This window comes from Brevibacillus sp. FSL K6-0770 (assembly GCF_038000275.1).
Taxonomy (GTDB): Bacteria; Bacillota; Bacilli; order Brevibacillales; family Brevibacillaceae; genus Brevibacillus; species Brevibacillus parabrevis.
This window is the reverse complement of sequence record NZ_JBBOBQ010000001.1, coordinates 5,827,355-5,844,621: the sequence shown is the minus strand read 5'-3', so window position 1 is coordinate 5,844,621 and position 17,267 is coordinate 5,827,355. Positions and strand designations below refer to the sequence as shown.

At 53.7% G+C, this 17,267-nt stretch carries 12 protein-coding genes; 6 read left to right on the top strand and 6 right to left on the bottom strand.

Going from position 1 to position 17,267, the window contains the following annotated elements:
• Positions 1-112 precede the first annotated feature (112 nt).
• From gcvPB to NST23_RS27635, 3 genes are all read right to left on the bottom strand, one after another.
• On the bottom strand, positions 113-1,702 hold the full coding sequence (gene gcvPB, locus NST23_RS27645) for an aminomethyl-transferring glycine dehydrogenase subunit GcvPB (protein ID WP_122962348.1): 1,590 nt from the start codon (positions 1,700-1,702) through the stop codon (positions 113-115).
• Positions 1,703-1,725: 23 nt separating this feature from the next.
• Positions 1,726-3,111: an aminomethyl-transferring glycine dehydrogenase subunit GcvPA gene (gene gcvPA, locus NST23_RS27640; protein WP_173597264.1), complete on the bottom strand. Its 1,386-nt coding sequence runs from the start codon at positions 3,109-3,111 to the stop codon at positions 1,726-1,728.
• Positions 3,112-3,176: 65 nt separating this feature from the next.
• Positions 3,177-3,959 (bottom strand): SDR family NAD(P)-dependent oxidoreductase, encoded by a 783-nt coding sequence (locus NST23_RS27635; protein WP_173597265.1) that lies wholly within the window; start codon positions 3,957-3,959, stop codon positions 3,177-3,179.
• Positions 3,960-4,241: 282 nt separating this feature from the next.
• Here NST23_RS27635 and NST23_RS27630 point away from each other — a divergent pair, with 282 nt between their 5' ends.
• The gene (locus tag NST23_RS27630) at positions 4,242-5,996 is read left to right on the top strand and encodes a sigma-54 interaction domain-containing protein (protein ID WP_173597266.1); all 1,755 of its coding nucleotides are present in this window, start codon (positions 4,242-4,244) and stop codon (positions 5,994-5,996) included.
• A gap of 23 nt (positions 5,997-6,019) precedes the next feature.
• Entirely contained in the window at positions 6,020-6,808 is a 789-nt protein-coding gene (locus NST23_RS27625) for an arylamine N-acetyltransferase family protein (protein ID WP_122962352.1), read from the top strand.
• 1,616 nt (positions 6,809-8,424) lie between these two features.
• Here the strand turns inward: NST23_RS27625 and NST23_RS27620 are convergent.
• Positions 8,425-9,837: a M56 family metallopeptidase gene (locus NST23_RS27620; RefSeq protein ID WP_340965056.1), complete on the bottom strand. Its 1,413-nt coding sequence runs from the start codon at positions 9,835-9,837 to the stop codon at positions 8,425-8,427.
• Between the two features lie 4 nt (positions 9,838-9,841).
• Positions 9,842-10,216 (bottom strand): BlaI/MecI/CopY family transcriptional regulator, encoded by a 375-nt coding sequence (locus NST23_RS27615; protein WP_173598964.1) that lies wholly within the window; start codon positions 10,214-10,216, stop codon positions 9,842-9,844.
• A 212-nt stretch (positions 10,217-10,428) separates the two neighbouring features.
• Here NST23_RS27615 and NST23_RS27610 point away from each other — a divergent pair, with 212 nt between their 5' ends.
• Positions 10,429-11,043 carry a class I SAM-dependent methyltransferase gene (locus NST23_RS27610; RefSeq protein ID WP_122962355.1) on the top strand — a complete coding sequence of 205 codons (615 nt, stop codon included), beginning with the start codon at positions 10,429-10,431 and terminating at the stop codon, positions 11,041-11,043.
• Here NST23_RS27610 and NST23_RS27605 read toward each other — a convergent pair.
• A complete protein-coding gene (locus NST23_RS27605; RefSeq protein WP_340965051.1) occupies positions 11,040-12,587 on the bottom strand; it encodes a hypothetical protein in 1,548 nt (515 codons plus the stop codon). The two genes, NST23_RS27610 and NST23_RS27605, sit on opposite strands and share 4 nt — an antisense overlap.
• Before the next feature lie 186 nt (positions 12,588-12,773).
• On the opposite strand from NST23_RS27605, the gene NST23_RS27600 reads away from it, so the two are divergent.
• The 3 genes from NST23_RS27600 to NST23_RS27590 all read left to right on the top strand — a co-directional run bounded on the left by NST23_RS27600 (position 12,774) and on the right by NST23_RS27590 (position 17,168).
• Positions 12,774-14,177 carry a sigma-54 interaction domain-containing protein gene (locus NST23_RS27600; RefSeq protein WP_217022039.1) on the top strand — a complete coding sequence of 468 codons (1,404 nt, stop codon included), beginning with the start codon at positions 12,774-12,776 and terminating at the stop codon, positions 14,175-14,177.
• Positions 14,178-14,375: 198 nt separating this feature from the next.
• Positions 14,376-15,725 carry a 4-aminobutyrate--2-oxoglutarate transaminase gene (gene gabT / locus NST23_RS27595; RefSeq protein ID WP_122962358.1) on the top strand — a complete coding sequence of 450 codons (1,350 nt, stop codon included), beginning with the start codon at positions 14,376-14,378 and terminating at the stop codon, positions 15,723-15,725.
• Positions 15,726-15,743: 18 nt separating this feature from the next.
• On the top strand, positions 15,744-17,168 hold the full coding sequence (locus tag NST23_RS27590) for an aldehyde dehydrogenase family protein (protein WP_122962359.1): 1,425 nt from the start codon (positions 15,744-15,746) through the stop codon (positions 17,166-17,168).
• The last annotated feature ends 99 nt before the right edge of the window (positions 17,169-17,267 follow it).

The window sequence follows — 17,267 nt, the reverse complement described above, 5'->3', positions numbered from 1 at the left end:
AACAACCAGTGTGGTTCCTTTCGTGGAATCACACTGGTTGTTTTGTCTAACAAAACAATACGAGCTAAGGGTACTGCTGGAACACCATGAAGAAATCAGGGCGCAGAACGCCCTATTCCTTATCCGTTTTTTTCAAATAGGCTCTCCATGTAATCGCCCACTGTTCGGGATCGTCCAGCACCGATTCGATGACGCGGTGGCCTGTGCTGTTGTGGGGGGCGGTTTGGACGATTTCCGGATTTTCGTATGCTTCCTGGGAGATGTGGGTCAAGGCTGCGATGTATTCGTCCAGCTCGGCTTTGGAATACGACTCGGTCGGTTCCAGCGTGAACGGCTCCGGCACGATATAAGGGTGATGGCTGGTCCAGTAATGGTGGGCGAAGTCGGCCATGCGCCGCTGGACATCGTAAGTCGTGACGCCCGTGTCTTCGGTGAGCTTCTGCCAGCTGTAGCGAACCTGTTCCAGCCGGCGGCCCTTGATATACGGGGCACTGGCGCCGCGAATCTGCAAAATTTTGTGGTACAAGTAATTGTTGTTGAGGCAGGCGATTTTCGCTGCTTCTTCCAGCCCTTCCGCTCCGAGCGCCCGAATCCAGGCGTAGGCGCGCAGGACAGCCGGCGGCACGCCGTAGAAGCTGCGGACTTTGCCGATGCTGTTTTTCAATTCTCGCTTGTAGTAATAACGCTCTCCGTCGAAGTCGACGAGCGGACCCGGCAGGAACTCCTCCAGCTTTTCCGTCACGCCGATGGCTCCAGTCGCAGGGCCGCCGCAGGCATGGGGGATGGAAAAGGTTTTGTGCAGGTTGAAGAAGCACATGTCGAAGCCAGCTTCCAAGGCGCGGGTAATGCCGAGCAAACCGTTGGCGTTTGCCTGGTCGTAGCAGCAAAGCCCTCCTGCGGCGTGAACCACGTCGGTAAATTCCTTGATGCGGGAGTTGTAGATGCCAGTGTCTTCCGGATTGGCTACGGCAAAAGCAGCCGTCCGTTCCGACACGAGCCCTTTCAGCGCCTCCAGATCAGGGTAGCCGTTTTCGTCGGCAGGCACGTAAATGATTTTGAAGCCTTTGACTGCGGCAGTTGCGGCTTGCGAAGGGTGAGAAAAGTGCGTTGTCAAAAACTCGTTGCGCAGCTCGCCCTCGCCGCGGGATTCGTGGTATTTGCGGACGATGGAGGCTTGCGTAAGCAGTGCCTGCGTGCCGCTGCCCGGCTGGAAGGAGAATTTGTCCATGCCGGATACTTCGCGCAAAAACAGGTCGAGCTTGTAGGTGATTTCCAGCATGCCCTGAACGGTGGACTCGTCTTGCAAAGGGTGCAGCTCCGCCATTTTGGGCGAGCGGGCGAAGCGCTCGTTGATTTTCGGCGAGTATTTCATCGTGCATGTGCCTTGGCCGATCTCGACGTTAAAGTCCGCGCCGAGCACCTCCTGCGACAGGCGGGAATAGTGGCGAATCACACGGAACTGGCTGATTTGCGGGAGATTGGGGCGCTTTTTGCGGCGCAGACTGTCTGGAAGCTGAGACACACCGTCTCCGACAGATGCGACAATCTCCTGCTCGACGCGGGGAACCTCGACTCCTCGCTCGCCGGGCTGGCTCAGTTCAAAAATGACAGGCTCATCCCACTTGGCCTGGTGGAAGCGTCTGACTTTGTGATCGCGGGGAATCCGCTTCATTTTCCCGATCGTTCCTTCGGATGTTTTCATCGTTGTTCTCCTCCTTTTCCTGTTTACACGATGCTTGCAAGCGCAGTAGCGAGCGCGTCGATCTCTTCCTTGGAATGGACTTCTGTCACGCAGAAAAGAGCGCATTGCTCAAGCTGCGGATCGTGCGCGGTCAGGTCGACGCCGCCGAAAATGCCGCGAGAGAGCAGAGCCGCGTTGATCTCCTTGACCGTTTTGCCTGTTTGCGAAAAGTCGATGACAAATTCTTTGAAAAACGGACCGGAAAACTTCAGCTCGACGCCAGGCAAGGAGGCGAGCTGCTTCGCGGCGTACTGGGAGCGTTGCATGATGCCCTGTCCAAGCTCTTCCATGCCGTCCGGTCCCATGGTCGCCAAATACACGCCTGCGGTAATTCCCCACAGGGCGGTTTGCGTACCGACAGATTCCTTGCCTTTTTCCCGTTTGGCAAAAGAGGTGCGGTCGTACGCCACATCGCCGAAGCCATACTCGCCTTCGACTTCTGTCGGCGCGATGCCGAACAGGCGGGAAGGGTATTCCATGACGAAGGTTGGATCGTCGTGCGTCGCGATAAACCCGGATTGACCGCCGCCGTAATGCATGTGGACACCGAGCGGTTGCAAATCGCCGCACACGATATCCGCTCCGTAGTTGGCGGGCGCTTCCATGACACCGAGCGAGCTTGGGTCGACACCGACGACACACAAGGCCCCGGCAGCGTGGGCGAGGTCTGCAATCAATTGCCCGTTCGTTTCCAGCGAGCCGAGGAAGGACGGATTTTCAAAATAGACAGCGGCAGTGTTAGGGCCAAGCTTCGCCTGCAAGTCTGCCAGATCGATAGCTCCGGTATCTTCCGTGAAGTCTACCAGTGTAAGCGTCAGATCAGGGGAGGTGTAGTTTCGGATGATCAGCAGCTTGTCGGGATGGATGTTTTTCGGGAGCAACAGCTCGGTGCGCTTCGTAATGCGCGCCGCCATGCGCAGCGCAGTAGAAGCAGCCTGCGCCCAGTCAAAGGTCGGAACGTTGACGACATCCATGTCGACCAACTCGGCAACCAGGCTCTGGTATTCAAACAGGGCTTGAAAACGTCCTTTGTCCTCGTATGGCTCACCTGCATAAGCGGTCAGAAACTCGGCGCGAGAGTTGATTTCGTCGCACACAGCCGGAATGAAGTGAGGCCAGCAGCCAGCCCCGAGAAAGCTGATGTATTCTTTCGTCGTAATGTTTTTGTTCATGAGCTGGTTGACGTGTCGCTCCAGCTCGTATTCGGTCAAAGCAGGGGGAATGTTCATTTTTTCTTTCAGGCGCAGCTCCTGCGGAATGTCAGCAAAAATCTCCTCAATGCTGCCTAGCCCGATTTCCTTCAGCATCTGCTCTTTGACAGCGGGCGCTGAGTTCGGGATGTACGGATGTGCAAAAGGTTTGGCGCTCATGTATGTGTCCCTCCATTTTTTCATACTTTTCTGTCATGTAAGAATGTAAGAACGGAAAGCCGCTTCTAGGCCAGCCCGCCGCCATCTACGACCAGCACGGAGCCTGTCACCCAAGTCGAGAGGTCACTGGCAAAAAACAGGACGGCGTTGGCGATATCTTTTGGCGTGCCAAGACGCTCCAAAGGTCGGCCCTGCGCGGAGGAGACGAGGAAAGCCCCTTCTTCCTTATTCAGCTGGCGAGCTTCTTCCCGCAGCAGTGGCGTGTCCGTATCGCCAGGCGAAACGCAGTTGACGCGAATGTTCTCCGGGCCGTGATCGATTGCCATCGCCCTTGTCAGGTTGACGATGCCTGCTTTGGCTGCGCAGTAGGCTGCTGCCTTGTCGCCGCCTTTGATGCCCCAGCCGGAGCCTGTGTTGATAATGCTGCCGCCGCCGTTTTTCGCCATGATTGGAATGACGAACTTGGACAGGTTGTACGCCCCTTTGAGCGATACATCGATGACGAGATCCCACTCGTCTTCCGCCAGCTCGACGACCGTTTTGCGCCGGATGACGCCAGCGTTGTTGAACAAAATATCGATGCGGCCAAAAGCTTGCTCCACCGACTCGGCCACTCGCTGACAATCAGCTTGGGAAACGACGTTGCACATAAAAAACTGGGCGAACCCGCCAGACTCGTTAATCTCGCCTGCGGCTTTTTCTCCAAGCTCCTGATTGATGTCGAGCAGCATGACCTTGACGCCGAATTGAGCGAGACGCTTTGCAGTGGCAAGGCCGATGCCGGAAGCGCCGCCTGTGACCAAGGCAATTTTTCCATCCAGTTGAAAAATATCGTTAACGTTTGGCAAGGTTGATCGATCCTCCCTGGCTGTTTCATTTCTTTTGCTTTTGTGATCTTACATGTTGCAAGCTCTGTGCCAATATTTTTTTGGCAACGATTTTCCGAGTTCCGCTGCCAGTCTGATGCCAGAAATGGCGATTATGCCGTTCTTCGCCAGAAGCGCAGACACGTATTGTTTGCCACGATTGACAAACGATTTGCCATTTTTGACACGGCAAAAGGCAATTTGATTGTAAGGTATCTGAATTTTTAATAAACTAAAAGGAAGAGGAAACAAAGGGGGATGCGCATGCTTTCGCTGGAACGCTACAAGCCGGCTATCGAAAAAGTGATCACTGGCATTTCGGACATTTTAAACGTCGATGCAGCCGTCATCAACGAACGTGGTTTGCTGGTGGTCAGCACAGAGCGCTATCTGAAACAGAAGGGCAACCATGTGCATATTCCTTCGCTGCAGTTCATCTTGTCAAAAGGCCAGTTTCTCGTAGACAAACCGGGTTTTATGGAAATGTGCGAGGGCTGCCGTTTTCTTGACAGTTGTCCGGCAAAGGTCGAGCTGCTCTCGTCGATCAAGATTGCGGATCAGGCGATTGGGATTGTTTCCCTCACGTCTTTTACAAAAGAAGGGCAGCAGCGCCTGTCCAAGCATACAGAGAAATACCAGCAAATTTTGCTGGAAATAAGCGAGTTGATTACGACGATCGTCCAGACTCATTCGGCTACCCAAACCAGCTCTGCCGATGAAGAAAAGCTTTTGCTGGAAGGGGCGCTTGATACGCTGAACGACGCGTACCTGACTTTTGACCGCAGCGGCAATATCATCCATACTAACACCAGCGCCCGTATGCTTTTGGCCCAAAACGAGCTGCTTCCCGCCGACATCTCGCGGATGTTTTTGCCGTCCTTGTCAGGCATGGCGGCGCACTATTTGCCAGTCGCCAACTGTCTTGTCGACAAGCTCGATGCTTCGGCGGAGGCGACGCCAATCGTTGTCGACAACCAACTGATCGGCGGGGTTTTGCGCGTCCCGCGGGAGTCTCCTGCGACTGCGCTGCCGCAAGCGGGGCAGCGACGTTCACTGTCTCTGAGAGATGAGGGCTTGGATCATCTGGTTGGCAGCAGCGAGGCGATTCGCGAGGTCAAGGAAATCGCAAGGAAGATCAAGGACAGCAGCTCTACGGTGCTGATCACAGGTGAAACAGGAACGGGAAAAGGGCATCTGGCCAAAGCGATCCATGATTCCGGCAACAGGGCGTTTTATCCGTTTGTAGCGATCAACTGTGCGAGCATTCCCGAGAGCTTGTTTGAAAGCGAACTGTTTGGCTATGAGGACGGAGCTTTTACAGGGGCCAAAAAAGGCGGCAAGCCGGGACGATTCGAGTTGGCAGATGGCGGGACGCTGTTTCTCGACGAGATTGGCGATATGCCGCTGTCTTTGCAAGCGAAGCTGCTGCGCGTATTGCAGGAAATGGTGGTGGAGCGTGTCGGTGGAACGAGAGCGTTTCCGATCAACGTTCGCGTCATCGCGGCCACGAATCAGAATTTGGAGGAGCTGGTGGCGAACAAGGCATTTCGCGCCGACCTTTACTATCGGCTGAACGTCATTCCGCTCCACGTTCCGCCGCTTGCCGAAAGACGGGAGGATATCGAGCCGCTGGCGAATGCCTTTTTGCAAAAATGCGTGACGAAAACGGGGCGCAGCTTTTTCGGCTTTTCCCCCAATACGTTGGCTGTGCTCAAGGCGTATGACTGGCCGGGAAATGTCAGAGAGCTGGAAAACGCGATCGAATATGCGATGAACATGGAGAGCGATTCCGTCATCACGCCAGGCAGTTTGCCACCCCGGCTGCGCAGTCGGTTGGTCACTGGCCACTCTGCTGCGACGACTGCGATCAAGGCGCGCGTCGCTGATGTGCAAGCGGACGCGATCCGCGCTGCTTTGCAAAAGCACGGAACCGATCTGAAAGGAAAGCAGAAAGTATCGGAAGAGCTGGGAATCGGAATCCGCACGCTGTACCGCAAGCTGAAACTGCTGGGCATATAGCTGGCATATAGGAGGGCGACAAAATGGGTGAGTTCGATACTTTGTTTCGGCAACGAATTGGCATTCCAGAAACTGAGACGATTCCTTTTGAAAAGCTGGACTTGGTTCTGGAAAAAGCAGCGCTGGCTATCCCTTTTGAAAATATGCGCGTCATCGAGCAACAAACGAAAGCGATCACCAAAGAAAATGTGATGAGCAAAATATTGGTGGAGCGGGAAGGCGGGCTGTGCTACGAGCTTAACTCGCTTTTGTATTTCTTTTTGCTGGAAAACGGCTTTGATGCCGTTTTGACCAGAGGGGTCGTGTATAAGCCTGCGGAACGAGCCTTTTTAACGATTGGACGCACGCATCTGACGATTGTGCTCCGTCATCAAGGGCGGCAGTATCTAGTGGACACCGGGTTTGGCGGGAACTTGCCGCTGAAGCCTGTTCCGTTGAGCGGTGAGACGGTGACTTCTGCTAATGGAGAGTTTCGTGTAGGCAGAACGGACAGCGAGTATGGGAGCCATGTGCTGGAGATGAAGTTGAAGCACAAGGATACCGAGTGGAGAATCGGGTATGCTTTCGACCCCGAAAGGCCGATTGCCGGGCTATTCGAATGCGATGAGATTCAGACGATTATCGCTGATCACGCCGAGTCTCCTTTCAACAAAAGCCCATTGCTGACGCAGTTGACGCCTACGGGAAACATCACTTTGACGAATGCCACGTTTACCGAGTGGGTCGATGGGCGTGTGACGAAGGAGAGCATTGACGAAGCTAGATTTAAAGCGTTGGCCAGGCGGTATTTTGGCTGGCGGGATTGGGATTGATGACTGTTAGGCTTTGGGCGGATCGTGGTTTTTTGAAAGATTGATCTGGGGTGGAAATTTTCAGTACGGTTGTTGATCGCGGCTGTGGAGGAGGGAGGAAACAGGAGAAACCGCTGTAGGGACGTGGGCCTCTAGCAGGGAAGCGCGGACTGGCCGTCTCCGGCGAAAAAGGAAAACCGCGTCAAAAGCAGCGAGATCGAGGAAGCGGACGCACGTTGCCGCTTAAAGGCGTGTTTTCCTTTTTCACCTCCGTCTCGGTAGGAGTCCCAAAGCCCTTTCGCTTGTTTCTCCTGTTTCCTCGGCCAACGTGTGGCTTTGGTCGGACATCGCTTTTGGATGGTTGATCAGGGGGGAAAATCCAGAGCAGAAATTGAACAAGTTTTTTCATGAACGGGTTGTATGAAGCGACCGTCTTCAAGAAGACTCTTGCTCATGTTTCTGTGTTTTTTTGAAATCCCCGATCACGCAGACTACAAAGCGTCAGCTCAAACAAGCTTTTTGGCATTGGCATTTCCTTTGAAACCCGCGCCGACCACAACCAGCCCCTGACGAGGAAAGAGACGAAATCCGCGAAAGCTCTTTGGGATACCGACCGAGGTTCCGAGGAAAAAGCGAAACACGGTTTTAAGCGTCAACGTGCCCCCGCTTCTCTGAGTCCGCTGCTTTTGACGCGGTTTCGCTTTTTCCCCGGAGCCGTGCAGTCTAGACCCACAGGGGGTATCCCAAGAAGCTACAGCGATTCGTCTCTTTCCTCGCCACGCCTAAAGTACCGATGAAGCAAACTACAAAGCGTCAGCCCGAGCAAGCTTTTTGGCATTGGCATTTTTCCTTGAAACTCCCGCCGACCACAACCAGCCCCTGACGAGGAAAGAGACGAAATCCGCGAAAGCTCTTTGGGATACCGACCGAGGTTCCGAGGAAAAAGCGAAACACGATTTTAAGCGTCAACGTGCGTCCGCTTCTCTGAGTCCTCTACTTTTGACGCGGTTTCGCTTTTTCCCCGGAGCCGTGCAGTCTAGACCCACAGGGGGTATCCCAAGAAGCTACAGCGATTCGTCTCTTTCCTCGCCACGTCTAAAGTACCGATGACGCAATCTACAAAGCATTACCCCAAGCAAGCTTTTATGCATTGGCATTTTTCCTTGAAACTTCCGATGACAACAACTAGCCCCTGACGAGGAAAGAGACGAAATCCGCGAAAGCTCTTTGGGATACCGACCGAGGTTCCGAGGAAAAAGCGAAACACGATTTTAAGCGTCAACGTGCGTCCGCTTCTCTGAGTCCTCTACTTTTGACGCGGTTTCGCTTTTTCCCCGGAGCCGTGCAGTCTAGACCCACAGAGGGTATCCCAAGAAGCTACAGCGATTCGTCTCTTTCCTCGCCACGTCTAAAGTACCGATGAAGCAAACTGCAAAGCGTTACCCAGACCAGGTTTTCTTTTATGTATTCGCATTTGGCGTTTTATTAAAACTCGCGCCGACCACCGCCAGCCTCTTTCCACGTCACGCCTAAAGTACCGAAGAAGCAAACTGCAAAGCGCCGCCCAAAAAAGAAAAAAGGCTTCGCACACAACACAGTGGCGGAGCCTTCCATCGTATGTTCTATCAGTGAGCAGCTTATTGCGGCAAATATTTCAACGGATCAACAGGCGCTCCATCTTTGGTCATCTGGAAAAGAAGATGCGGCCCCGTGCTGCGGCCCGTGCTTCCCAGCAACCCGATAAGCTGGTCTTGGGCGACGAGTGCGCCTTGCTCGACCTCCAGCTTTTCCAGATGCGCGTAAACGGTTTGGTAGCCGTCTTCATGCGCAACGACAACATGATTCCCCGATTTTGCATCATAAGCGGCTTTGATTACAGTTCCGGCGGCAGACGCTTTGACAGGGGTGCCCTCTTTATTCATGATGGAAATGGCGTACTGCTCGCCGCCACTTACAACCTCACCCGCGACAGGCAGGTGGAACAGCGGCTCTTTGCCCCATGTTTCCTGGGCGCCTGTCAAAGTGAATGCGCCCAAAGCGATAATGGCGCTTATGCTGAAAGCGGCCCATGCATACGTGGTCCTTTGAAATCGACGGATCATGTGGATTCTCCTTTTGATGTATTTTTTTGAACTGGCAAATCCGGCGGTCAGGGCGCTTTGTTGTGGGTTCGCATACAATTCCAGCGCTTTGACCATGGTGTAGCCGTACGCTGTCACTTCCGATTCGCGCAAACAAGCAAGGGTCATGGCGTCGCAAGCAACCTCCTGATCTTGCCTCATGCGGAAAACGGCGTACCACATCAGCGGATTGAACCAGTTTAGAATCAGCAGCGCGTGTGCCAGGCCGTTCACAGCGATGTCATGCCGTTTGTAGTGACAAAGCTCGTGCAAGAAAATATGGCGCAATTCGTCTGCATCGAGCTTTTCCAAAAACAGCGCGGGCAAAAGAATCCGCGGCCGCCAAATCCCCAGCAAGGCAGGACTTGTCACGGCGCTGCTGATCGACAACGGAATAGAAGCGGCGATACCTAGCTGCTTTTTGCAATTCGCATACAGTTGTAAAATCGCAACGTCTTGCACTGGCTGAATGTCCAATTTGCGTGCCGAAAAGCTGCGGGCGGACCAGGCTGTCGCAACAGCAAAAACAATGACCCCGAGCAGCCACAAAAAAGAGAGCGGGTCGAACCAAAAGAAACGTGCCTCTTCCGGCATGTATGTATATGTATCTGGATGCGCGACAAAATGCGGCGGCTGAAGAGGAACATCGACTTGCAAAGCAGCGGTTCCAGCTCGGGAGGACGGATATGGCACGGGTGTGGAAAAGGCAGCTGGCAGCCAATTAAAGAGACTGAGCGGACTTGCGAGAGACAAAGGGACGGCCAGCTTGATGATCAGCAGAAACCAGACGCCATAGTGAAAGCGGGCAGGCAAATATCCGCCCAAAATCAGCTTGAACAGCAAAATCACCAGCACCAGAAAGCTTGCTTGCAGGGAGTTGAGCGAAATCCAGGAAAATGTCGCGTGCAGGAGCGAGACTAGCCATTCCACAGAGCTATTTCTCCTTCTCCGCCAAAATATTTTTCAACTCTTCTATTTCCTTGGCTGAGAGTTTCTCTTCCTGCAAAAAGTGGACGAGCATCGGCTTTAGCGCTCCCCCGTAGACGCGCTGCAAAAAAGACTGCCGCTCGGTTCGCTTGCATTCTTCTTCGCCGAGCACAGGCGAGTAATAATAGACGCGATTGATTTGTTCAAACGAAATGACGCCCTTTTGCAAAAGGCGGCTGAGCAATGTCTTGATGGTCTTTTCCTTCCAGGTCTTGTTGTCGCGCAAGGCAGCAATCACTTCAGATGCCGCAGCCGGGGATTTGGCCCAGAGGACCTTCATAATCTCCCATTCGGCATCGGAAATTCGCGGATGATCATCCATTAACGACAGTCCTCCTTGGATTACAATTGTAGTCGATCGACAGTTATAGATTACATTCGTAATCTAGTGTTGTCAACTCTCTCTGTCGCATATGAAATCTTTTAAATCCGACAAACGAAAAAGCCCCAACAGTCCCTGTGATCTGTTGAGGCGAAGCATGGCAGCCGTCTTTTATCGTAAAGTAGCATACAAAAACGCAGGAGGGATCGGGCATGGAAGTAATCGAGCAGTTTGGCAATATAGACATTTATTTGTTTGATCAGTTGCTAAAAGGGCGGATACAAAAGCAGATGCGCATTCTCGACGCAGGCTGCGGCTCAGGGCGCAACCTCGTTTACTTTTTGCGCAATGGCTATAAGGTTTACGCCGTGGATCAGTCCGCCAAGGCAGTAGAAAGCGTGCACAAGCTCGCAACGGAGCTGGCAGCGAGCGATTGGGCAGCAGATCGTGCGCGCGTAGAAGCGGTTGACAACATGAGCTTTGCCGACGAGCAGTTCCAGTTTGTCATCAGCAACGCTGTCCTTCATTTTGCGGAAAATGATCAGCATTTCCGGCAGATGCTGCAAGAACTGTGGCGGGTGCTTGCGCCAGGCGGCGTACTTTTCATGCGTCTGGCTTCTTCCATCGGGATTGAGCATGCCGTGCAGCATTTGGGCGATGAGCGGTATTTGCTCCCGGATGGCAGTACGCGTTTTCTCGTAAACGAAGAGCGGATGCTCCAAGCGACAGCTGACTTGCAGGGCATTTTTGTGGAGCCGATCAAAACGGTAAATGTAGCCGGGCAGCGCTGCATGAGTACGTGGTGCATACAAAAGCCCGCGCTCTAAAAGTCGCGCAATTGGTCAAAGCGCTCGAACAGAGGCGCGAGGTCGATGGCGAGTCCTTGTGCGGCAAGGCTTTGCTTGGTCGAATCTAGCAGGTCGTGCAGCACGACATAAATTTCTTCCCGCTCGACTGTTTCGATAAAGCCTGTGCGCCGATCCATTTTGTTAAAGGCCAAAGTGTACGCTTCAACCAGCTCAAGCAAGGCAGCTTCGAGGTCGGCCGCTTTCGGAAGCTCGCTGGCCTGTTTTTGCAAGGCGGTGAGGGCAGTCGCAGTCTTTTTGTACTGATCAGCCGCTTTTTTGGCTTGTGCCGCCGTAATATTCTCCCTGCCATCCCAATCGCGGAACGGATTGGTCAAGTTGTTTGCGAGCCATTCCGAATTGCGCGGCTTCGTGATGGACAGATTCAGGCCGCGTTTGCTCTCCTGTTTGTAGGCAGTCTTGATGCTTTTGGCGGCATCTGCTGGCAAGCTGGTCATCCACAGTGTCGAGAGCTTTGGCAATTGTTCCGGCGGCGGAAACTGGTCTGGCAAAAAGCCGAATATGTCGTACGTCGAAAAGGAAGCAAGCTTGCTCAACTGACTGATGCTGTCGAGGTTGCTGATCGTTCCCGGTTTTCCCCACAGACGCATTTCTTGCAATTCCGGAAAGCGTTGGGCGATAGGCAGCAAGTCCAGCTCCGTCACCTGATGCAGATGAAGTCCTGCCAAACGGGGCAATCCGTGAAAGTCTGGAGGAGATGAGGTAAATCCAGCACTCAACCAATAGCCGCCCTCGTCCGCCTCTATATGCAAGTCGGGTGAGATGTCGTTGCCCATCGTCAAATTGGTCAGCCCTTTGTTGAGCGTCAGCTTCTCCAGTCCTTGGGCATTTTGTATAAACAACTTGCGAATCTGGCTGCCGTTGAGGTCGATGGACGACATCGGCGTTTTGCCCAGGTGAAGCTCAATTATAAACGGATTGTTTTTGACAAAAGCCAGCAAGGAAGCTGATGCTTCTGCTGCATGGATTTTGGTGAGGCACGGGAGTTTTTCCAGCTCGGAAACATCATCAAGCTCGGCCAGCATGTCTTCCCAAACGACATTGGTGGAGCGGCGAAGGCTCCTGGTTCCCAAGGTGATGAGCGCGTCATCCTTTGCGGCTTGCTTGAACAGTTGGCGCTTCTCTGCGGGAATTTGCTCCCACTGCCATTGGCGGTAGATGCTGCCGCCGACATTCCAGGTGCCGTAGCTGTTTGTTTCTCCCGGAAGGAGCGGCGGGATATTCCCTGCCTTGATGTAGTCTTTCGGTACGGCAGCCTCGACATAGCTATGCTGCAAGTTGTTGTTCCAAAAATAAAAGTCGCAGGATAGCGGCTTCATCGTCAACAACTCGGCTTCATCAGGGAGCGTGTCGCTCAGCCAGTCCAGTTCGAGCAGGCTGATCAGCTTGGAGGATTTGCCGGAGCCGGACTCCTTGAACGAAGTCACTTGGCACGCGGTATATTTTTGCAGCTTTTCTACGAAAACGCAGTAAATATCTCCAACTGCGGGGATCAAACGAATCATCCTTTCCGTTTTGGGAGTCTTAGCCCATGTGGCGCTTCTTAGCGTATTTTTACATATTGCCAAGATTTTGGCTATGCGACGAAAGTGCCTGTATGGGCAGCTTTCGTTGTCGTGGCAAGCTGCATTTTCTATAATGGAGGGAACGAAAGCGGCACCAGTTTGGCTGGCGCCAGAGGAGGCGGGCGGATGAAGAAAGATGAGAGCCGACAGCAGTGGATGAGCCGCGTTCTGGAAGGAATCGTGGAAACGTCCCGCGATCACCTGCTGATTACGGACCCCGAGGGCTACATTCAGCTGGTCGGTGATTCCTCCTATGACATGTACGGAATCGGAAAAGAACAACTGCTGGGGAAAAATGTGATCGAGCTGGAAAAGGAAAAAGTATTTTCTCCGTCTGTGACGCGCAAGGTGATGGACACAAAAACACCGCAAACGATGATGCAGGAAATTCCCGGCGGCAGAAAGCTGATGGTCACAGCCTATCCCCTCTGGAACGAGGACGGCAGCATGCATTCCGTGATCAGCTATTCGCATGACCTGACAGAAATCATGGAACTGAAACGGCGCTACGAGAGCCTGACCGAGCAATTGAAGCAGTTCGAAACAGAGATTGAGGAGCTGCGCGAAAAAAATCAGGAAGGCTTCGTCGCAGTCAGCCAGCCGATGCGCAACATTGACCGTCTCATCAAAAAGGTCGCCATGGTCGATTCTACGGTGTTGATTCTCGGCGAGTCCGGGGTCGGAAAAAACGTCATTGCCAGCCAGATTCACCGCCACAGTCGCCGATCCGCCGGGCAATTCGTGGAGATCAACTGCGGCTCGATTCCGGAAGGGCTGTTGGAGTCGGAGCTTTTCGGCTATGAAGCGGGAGCTTTTACAGGCGCTGGCAAGCAAGGCAAACAAGGAATTATCGAGCTGGCGAACCAAGGCACGCTGTTGTTGGACGAGCTGGGGGAGCTGCCGCTGACCTTGCAGGCCAAGCTGTTGAAGGTGATCCAGGAGAAACGGTTGCAGCGCGTAGGCAGCATGCAGTATCGCGATGTCGATTTTCGCTTGATCGCTGCTACCAATCGCGATCTGGAGAAGATGGTGAAGGAGGGCAAGTTTCGCCAGGACTTGTATTTCCGGCTGAACGTCGTGCCAATCCACGTTCCTGCTTTGCGAAATCGCCCGGAAGATATCGCCGCGCTCCTCAAGCTGGTCGTGCGCTCGCTGAACGAGCGATACGGGATGAACAAAAAGCTGGACGCCGCAGCTACTCACGCTTTGCTGCACTACGATTGGCCGGGGAATGTGCGGGAGCTGGAAAACGTGCTGGAGCGGCTGGTGGTAACGGCAGATGAAGAAGTAATTACGTCGCAGCACTTGCCTGCGGAAATCAAGGCGGCAGGGGAGGAGCAGACGGCAATGGAGCCGAGTGTTGCGGCCGCCAAAATGTCGCTGCGGGACGCGATGGAGCAAGTCGAGGAAAAGTGGCTGCGCCATGCGGCAGAGCGTTGCCGGACTACAGCGGAGATGGCCGAGTTTTTGGGAATCAGCCAGCCATCTGTCGTGCGCAAGCTGCAAAAATACCACATCCGTCCCCGTTAATTCAAAAATGAATTTTTAATTCAAAAATGAATCGAACTATTTACAGGTTTCGATTCATTTTTGAATTAACGGAGATTTCTGCTATGCAAAAAACGCGCACCACAGCAGGCTTTCTCGTTTGGCACGGGTATTGCTACATATCGGAGTCGAAAGCATCACCTAAGCTGTTATCATTCTCATACAAGGAGAGATTACGATATGTCCAAACAACGCAAATTCGCCAATGTAGCTGCTGGTGTTCCAGGTCCGAAGGGGACCGCTTTGATTGAAAAAAGAAAACAGTTCGTGCCAAAAGGCATCGGCAACAACACGCCGGTTTTTGTAGAGACGGCGTCCGGGGCGCTCGTGACAGACGTCGACGGCAACACGTACATCGATCTGGCAGGAGCGATCGGAACGCTCAACGCGGGCCACTGCCCGCAAGAAGTGGTCGAGGCGGTAAAAGCGCAAATGGACAAATACATTCATCCTTGCTTCCACGTCGGCATGTACGAACCGTATGTGGCGCTGGCAGAAAAACTGGCTGAAATTACGCCGGGCAGCTTTGAAAAGAAAACGATGTTTGCAAACAGCGGCGCAGAAGCCGTAGAAAACGCGGTGAAGATCGCGCGCAAATACACAGGACGCCCTGGCATCATATCTTTTAGCCGTGGATTCCACGGACGTACTTTGCTCGGCATGTCGCTCACGTCCAAAGTAAAGCCGTACAAATTCCAGATGGGGCCGTTCGCGCCAGCTACCTACAAGGCTCAGTTCCCGTACCCGCTGAACAAACCGGAGTCCATGACAGAAGACGAGTACGCACAATTTTGCGTCCGGCAATTCGAAGACTTCCTGCTGACAGAAGTCGCGCCGGAAGAAGTAGCGGCCGTCATCATGGAGCCGATCCAGGGCGAAGGCGGATTCATCGTGCCGCCAGTATCGTTCGTGCAAGGCGTATTCCAAATTTGCAAAAAGCACAATATCTTGTTCATTTCCGACGAAATCCAAACAGGCTTTGGCCGGACCGGGGCGATGTTCGCTTCCACTCATTTCGGAATCGAGCCTGATATCATTACCATGTCCAAATCGCTTGCAGCCGGTTTGCCCATCTCCGCTGTGACAGGCCGCGCAGAAATCATGGATGCGCCGAATCCGGGTGAAATTGGCGGCACGTATGGCGGCAGCCCGCTCGGTTGCGTAGCGGCACTTGCTGTAATTGAGAAAATGGAGCGCGAAGACTTGTCCGGACGCGCCAGAGAGATCGGTAAGGCGATCAAGTCGCATTTTGAAGCCCTGCAAAAAGAGTTCCCTGTCATTGCAGATATTCGCGGATTGGGTGCCATGTGTGCGGTAGAATTTATTGATCCACAAACCAAACAGCCTGCAAAAGAACTGGTAGCCGGGCTGACCAAAGGTTGCTACGAATCCGGTGTCATCGTGCTTTCCGCAGGGGTACACAGCAACGTGCTGCGTTTCCTGTCTCCGCTCGTGATTACCGATGAGCAATTGCAAGAAGCGCTCGACATTATGACCGATGTGTTGAAAAGCCAGTACGTGACCCACTAATTCACAAGGGAGGTACGCATGAAAAAGCATCTGTATATTAACGGACAATGGAAAGAAGCAAACGAGTACGCGCCACTCTACTCTCCTTATTCCGGTGAGCTTTTGGCGGAGATCGCACAGGCTGACGAGGCTGACGTCGATGAGGCGATCCGCGCAGCGGCTGCGGCGGCAAAAACGATGGCAAAGCTGCCAGCCAGCCAGCGCGCACTGATTTTGGAAAAAGCGGTGGCGATCATGGAAGCGCGCAAGGAGGAGCTGGCAGTGATTCTCGCCCAGGAAGCTGCCAAGCCGCTGCGCACAGGACGGGTAGAGATCGCCCGCACGATTCAGACGTACAAATTCGCGGCCGAGGAAGCGAAGCGCATTCACGGGGAAACCGTTCCGCTTGATGCGGCTCCTGGCGGCGAAGGCCGACTTGCTTTTACCGTTCGCAAGCCGATTGGCGTAGTCGGGGCGATTACACCGTTCAACTTCCCGTTCAACCTGGTGGCGCACAAAGTCGGCCCGGCGATTGCGGCAGGGAATACGGTCGTATTGAAGCCCGCGAGCCAGACGCCGCTCAGCTCCTTGGTCCTCGCCGACATTTTTGCGGAAGCCGGATTGCCGGAAGGGGCGCTGAATATCTTGCCAGGAAAAGGCGCGGTCGTAGGCGAGAAGCTTGTCAGCGACAGCCGCATTGCCGCGATTACGTTTACAGGCAGTCCTGCGGTCGGAATCGCGATGAAAAACAAAGCAGGTCTGAAGCGCGTGACGCTTGAGCTTGGTTCGAACTCTGCCGTCATTATTGACCAGACGGTTGAGATTACGCAGGCGCTGGTTGATCGTTGCGTGGTGGGCGCATTTTCCTTTAGCGGGCAGGTGTGCATTTCGCTGCAACGCGTCTATATTCACCAGAGCAAGTACGAGGAGTTTCTCGATAAATTCAAGACTGCGACAGAGAAGCTCGTCCTGGGCGATCCGTTGCAGGAGGCGACAGACATGTCCTCCGTCATTTCGGCAAAAGACCACGAGCGGATGGGAGCATGGGTACAAGAAGCGGTTCAGGCGGGAGCGCAGGTCGTGACAGGCGGCAAAGCAGTGAACGAGCGGCTTTTCGCTCCGACGATCCTGACGAACGTAAGCGCCCACTCCTCTGTCTCTTGCCAGGAAGTATTCGGCCCGATCGTCGTAGTCACGCCGTTTGAAGCAATAGGCGAGGCGATTGAAGCCGTGAATGACTCCCGTTTCGGGTTGCAGGCGGGCATTTACACGAGCGACATTCATGCAGCGATGCGCGCAGCCGAAGAGCTGGAAGTGGGCGGCGTGATGATCAATGACATCCCGACCTTCCGCGTGGACAACATGCCGTATGGTGGTGTCAAAGACAGCGGATTTGGCCGCGAAGGAATCAAATACGCGGTTGAAGAGATGACAGAGTTGAAGTTGATTGCCATCAAGCTGTAAAAAGTTTTGAGCGAGAAGCAAAGACGAGCCGTTATGCGCTCGTCTTTTTTTGCGTGACAGCACGTCTTGCGATCGGTTTAATGTTCGATTTATAACGGA

Bases quoted from the DNA above. Each gene is read 5' to 3' on its own strand.
- NST23_RS27630 (WP_173597266.1), top strand. From the start codon at position 4,242: ATGCTTTCGCTGGAACGCTACAAGCCGGCTATCGAAAAAGTGATCACT.
- NST23_RS27590 (WP_122962359.1), top strand. From the start codon at position 15,744: ATGAAAAAGCATCTGTATATTAACGGACAATGGAAAGAAGCAAACGAG.
- NST23_RS27600 (WP_217022039.1), top strand. From the start codon at position 12,774: ATGAAGAAAGATGAGAGCCGACAGCAGTGGATGAGCCGCGTTCTGGAA.
- NST23_RS27625 (WP_122962352.1), top strand. From the start codon at position 6,020: ATGGGTGAGTTCGATACTTTGTTTCGGCAACGAATTGGCATTCCAGAA.
- gcvPB (WP_122962348.1), bottom strand. From the start codon at position 1,702: ATGAAAACATCCGAAGGAACGATCGGGAAAATGAAGCGGATTCCCCGC.
- NST23_RS27615 (WP_173598964.1), bottom strand. From the start codon at position 10,216: ATGGATGATCATCCGCGAATTTCCGATGCCGAATGGGAGATTATGAAG.
- NST23_RS27610 (WP_122962355.1), top strand. From the start codon at position 10,429: ATGGAAGTAATCGAGCAGTTTGGCAATATAGACATTTATTTGTTTGAT.
- gcvPA (WP_173597264.1), bottom strand. From the start codon at position 3,111: ATGAGCGCCAAACCTTTTGCACATCCGTACATCCCGAACTCAGCGCCC.
- gabT (WP_122962358.1), top strand. From the start codon at position 14,376: ATGTCCAAACAACGCAAATTCGCCAATGTAGCTGCTGGTGTTCCAGGT.
- NST23_RS27605 (WP_340965051.1), bottom strand. From the start codon at position 12,587: ATGATTCGTTTGATCCCCGCAGTTGGAGATATTTACTGCGTTTTCGTA.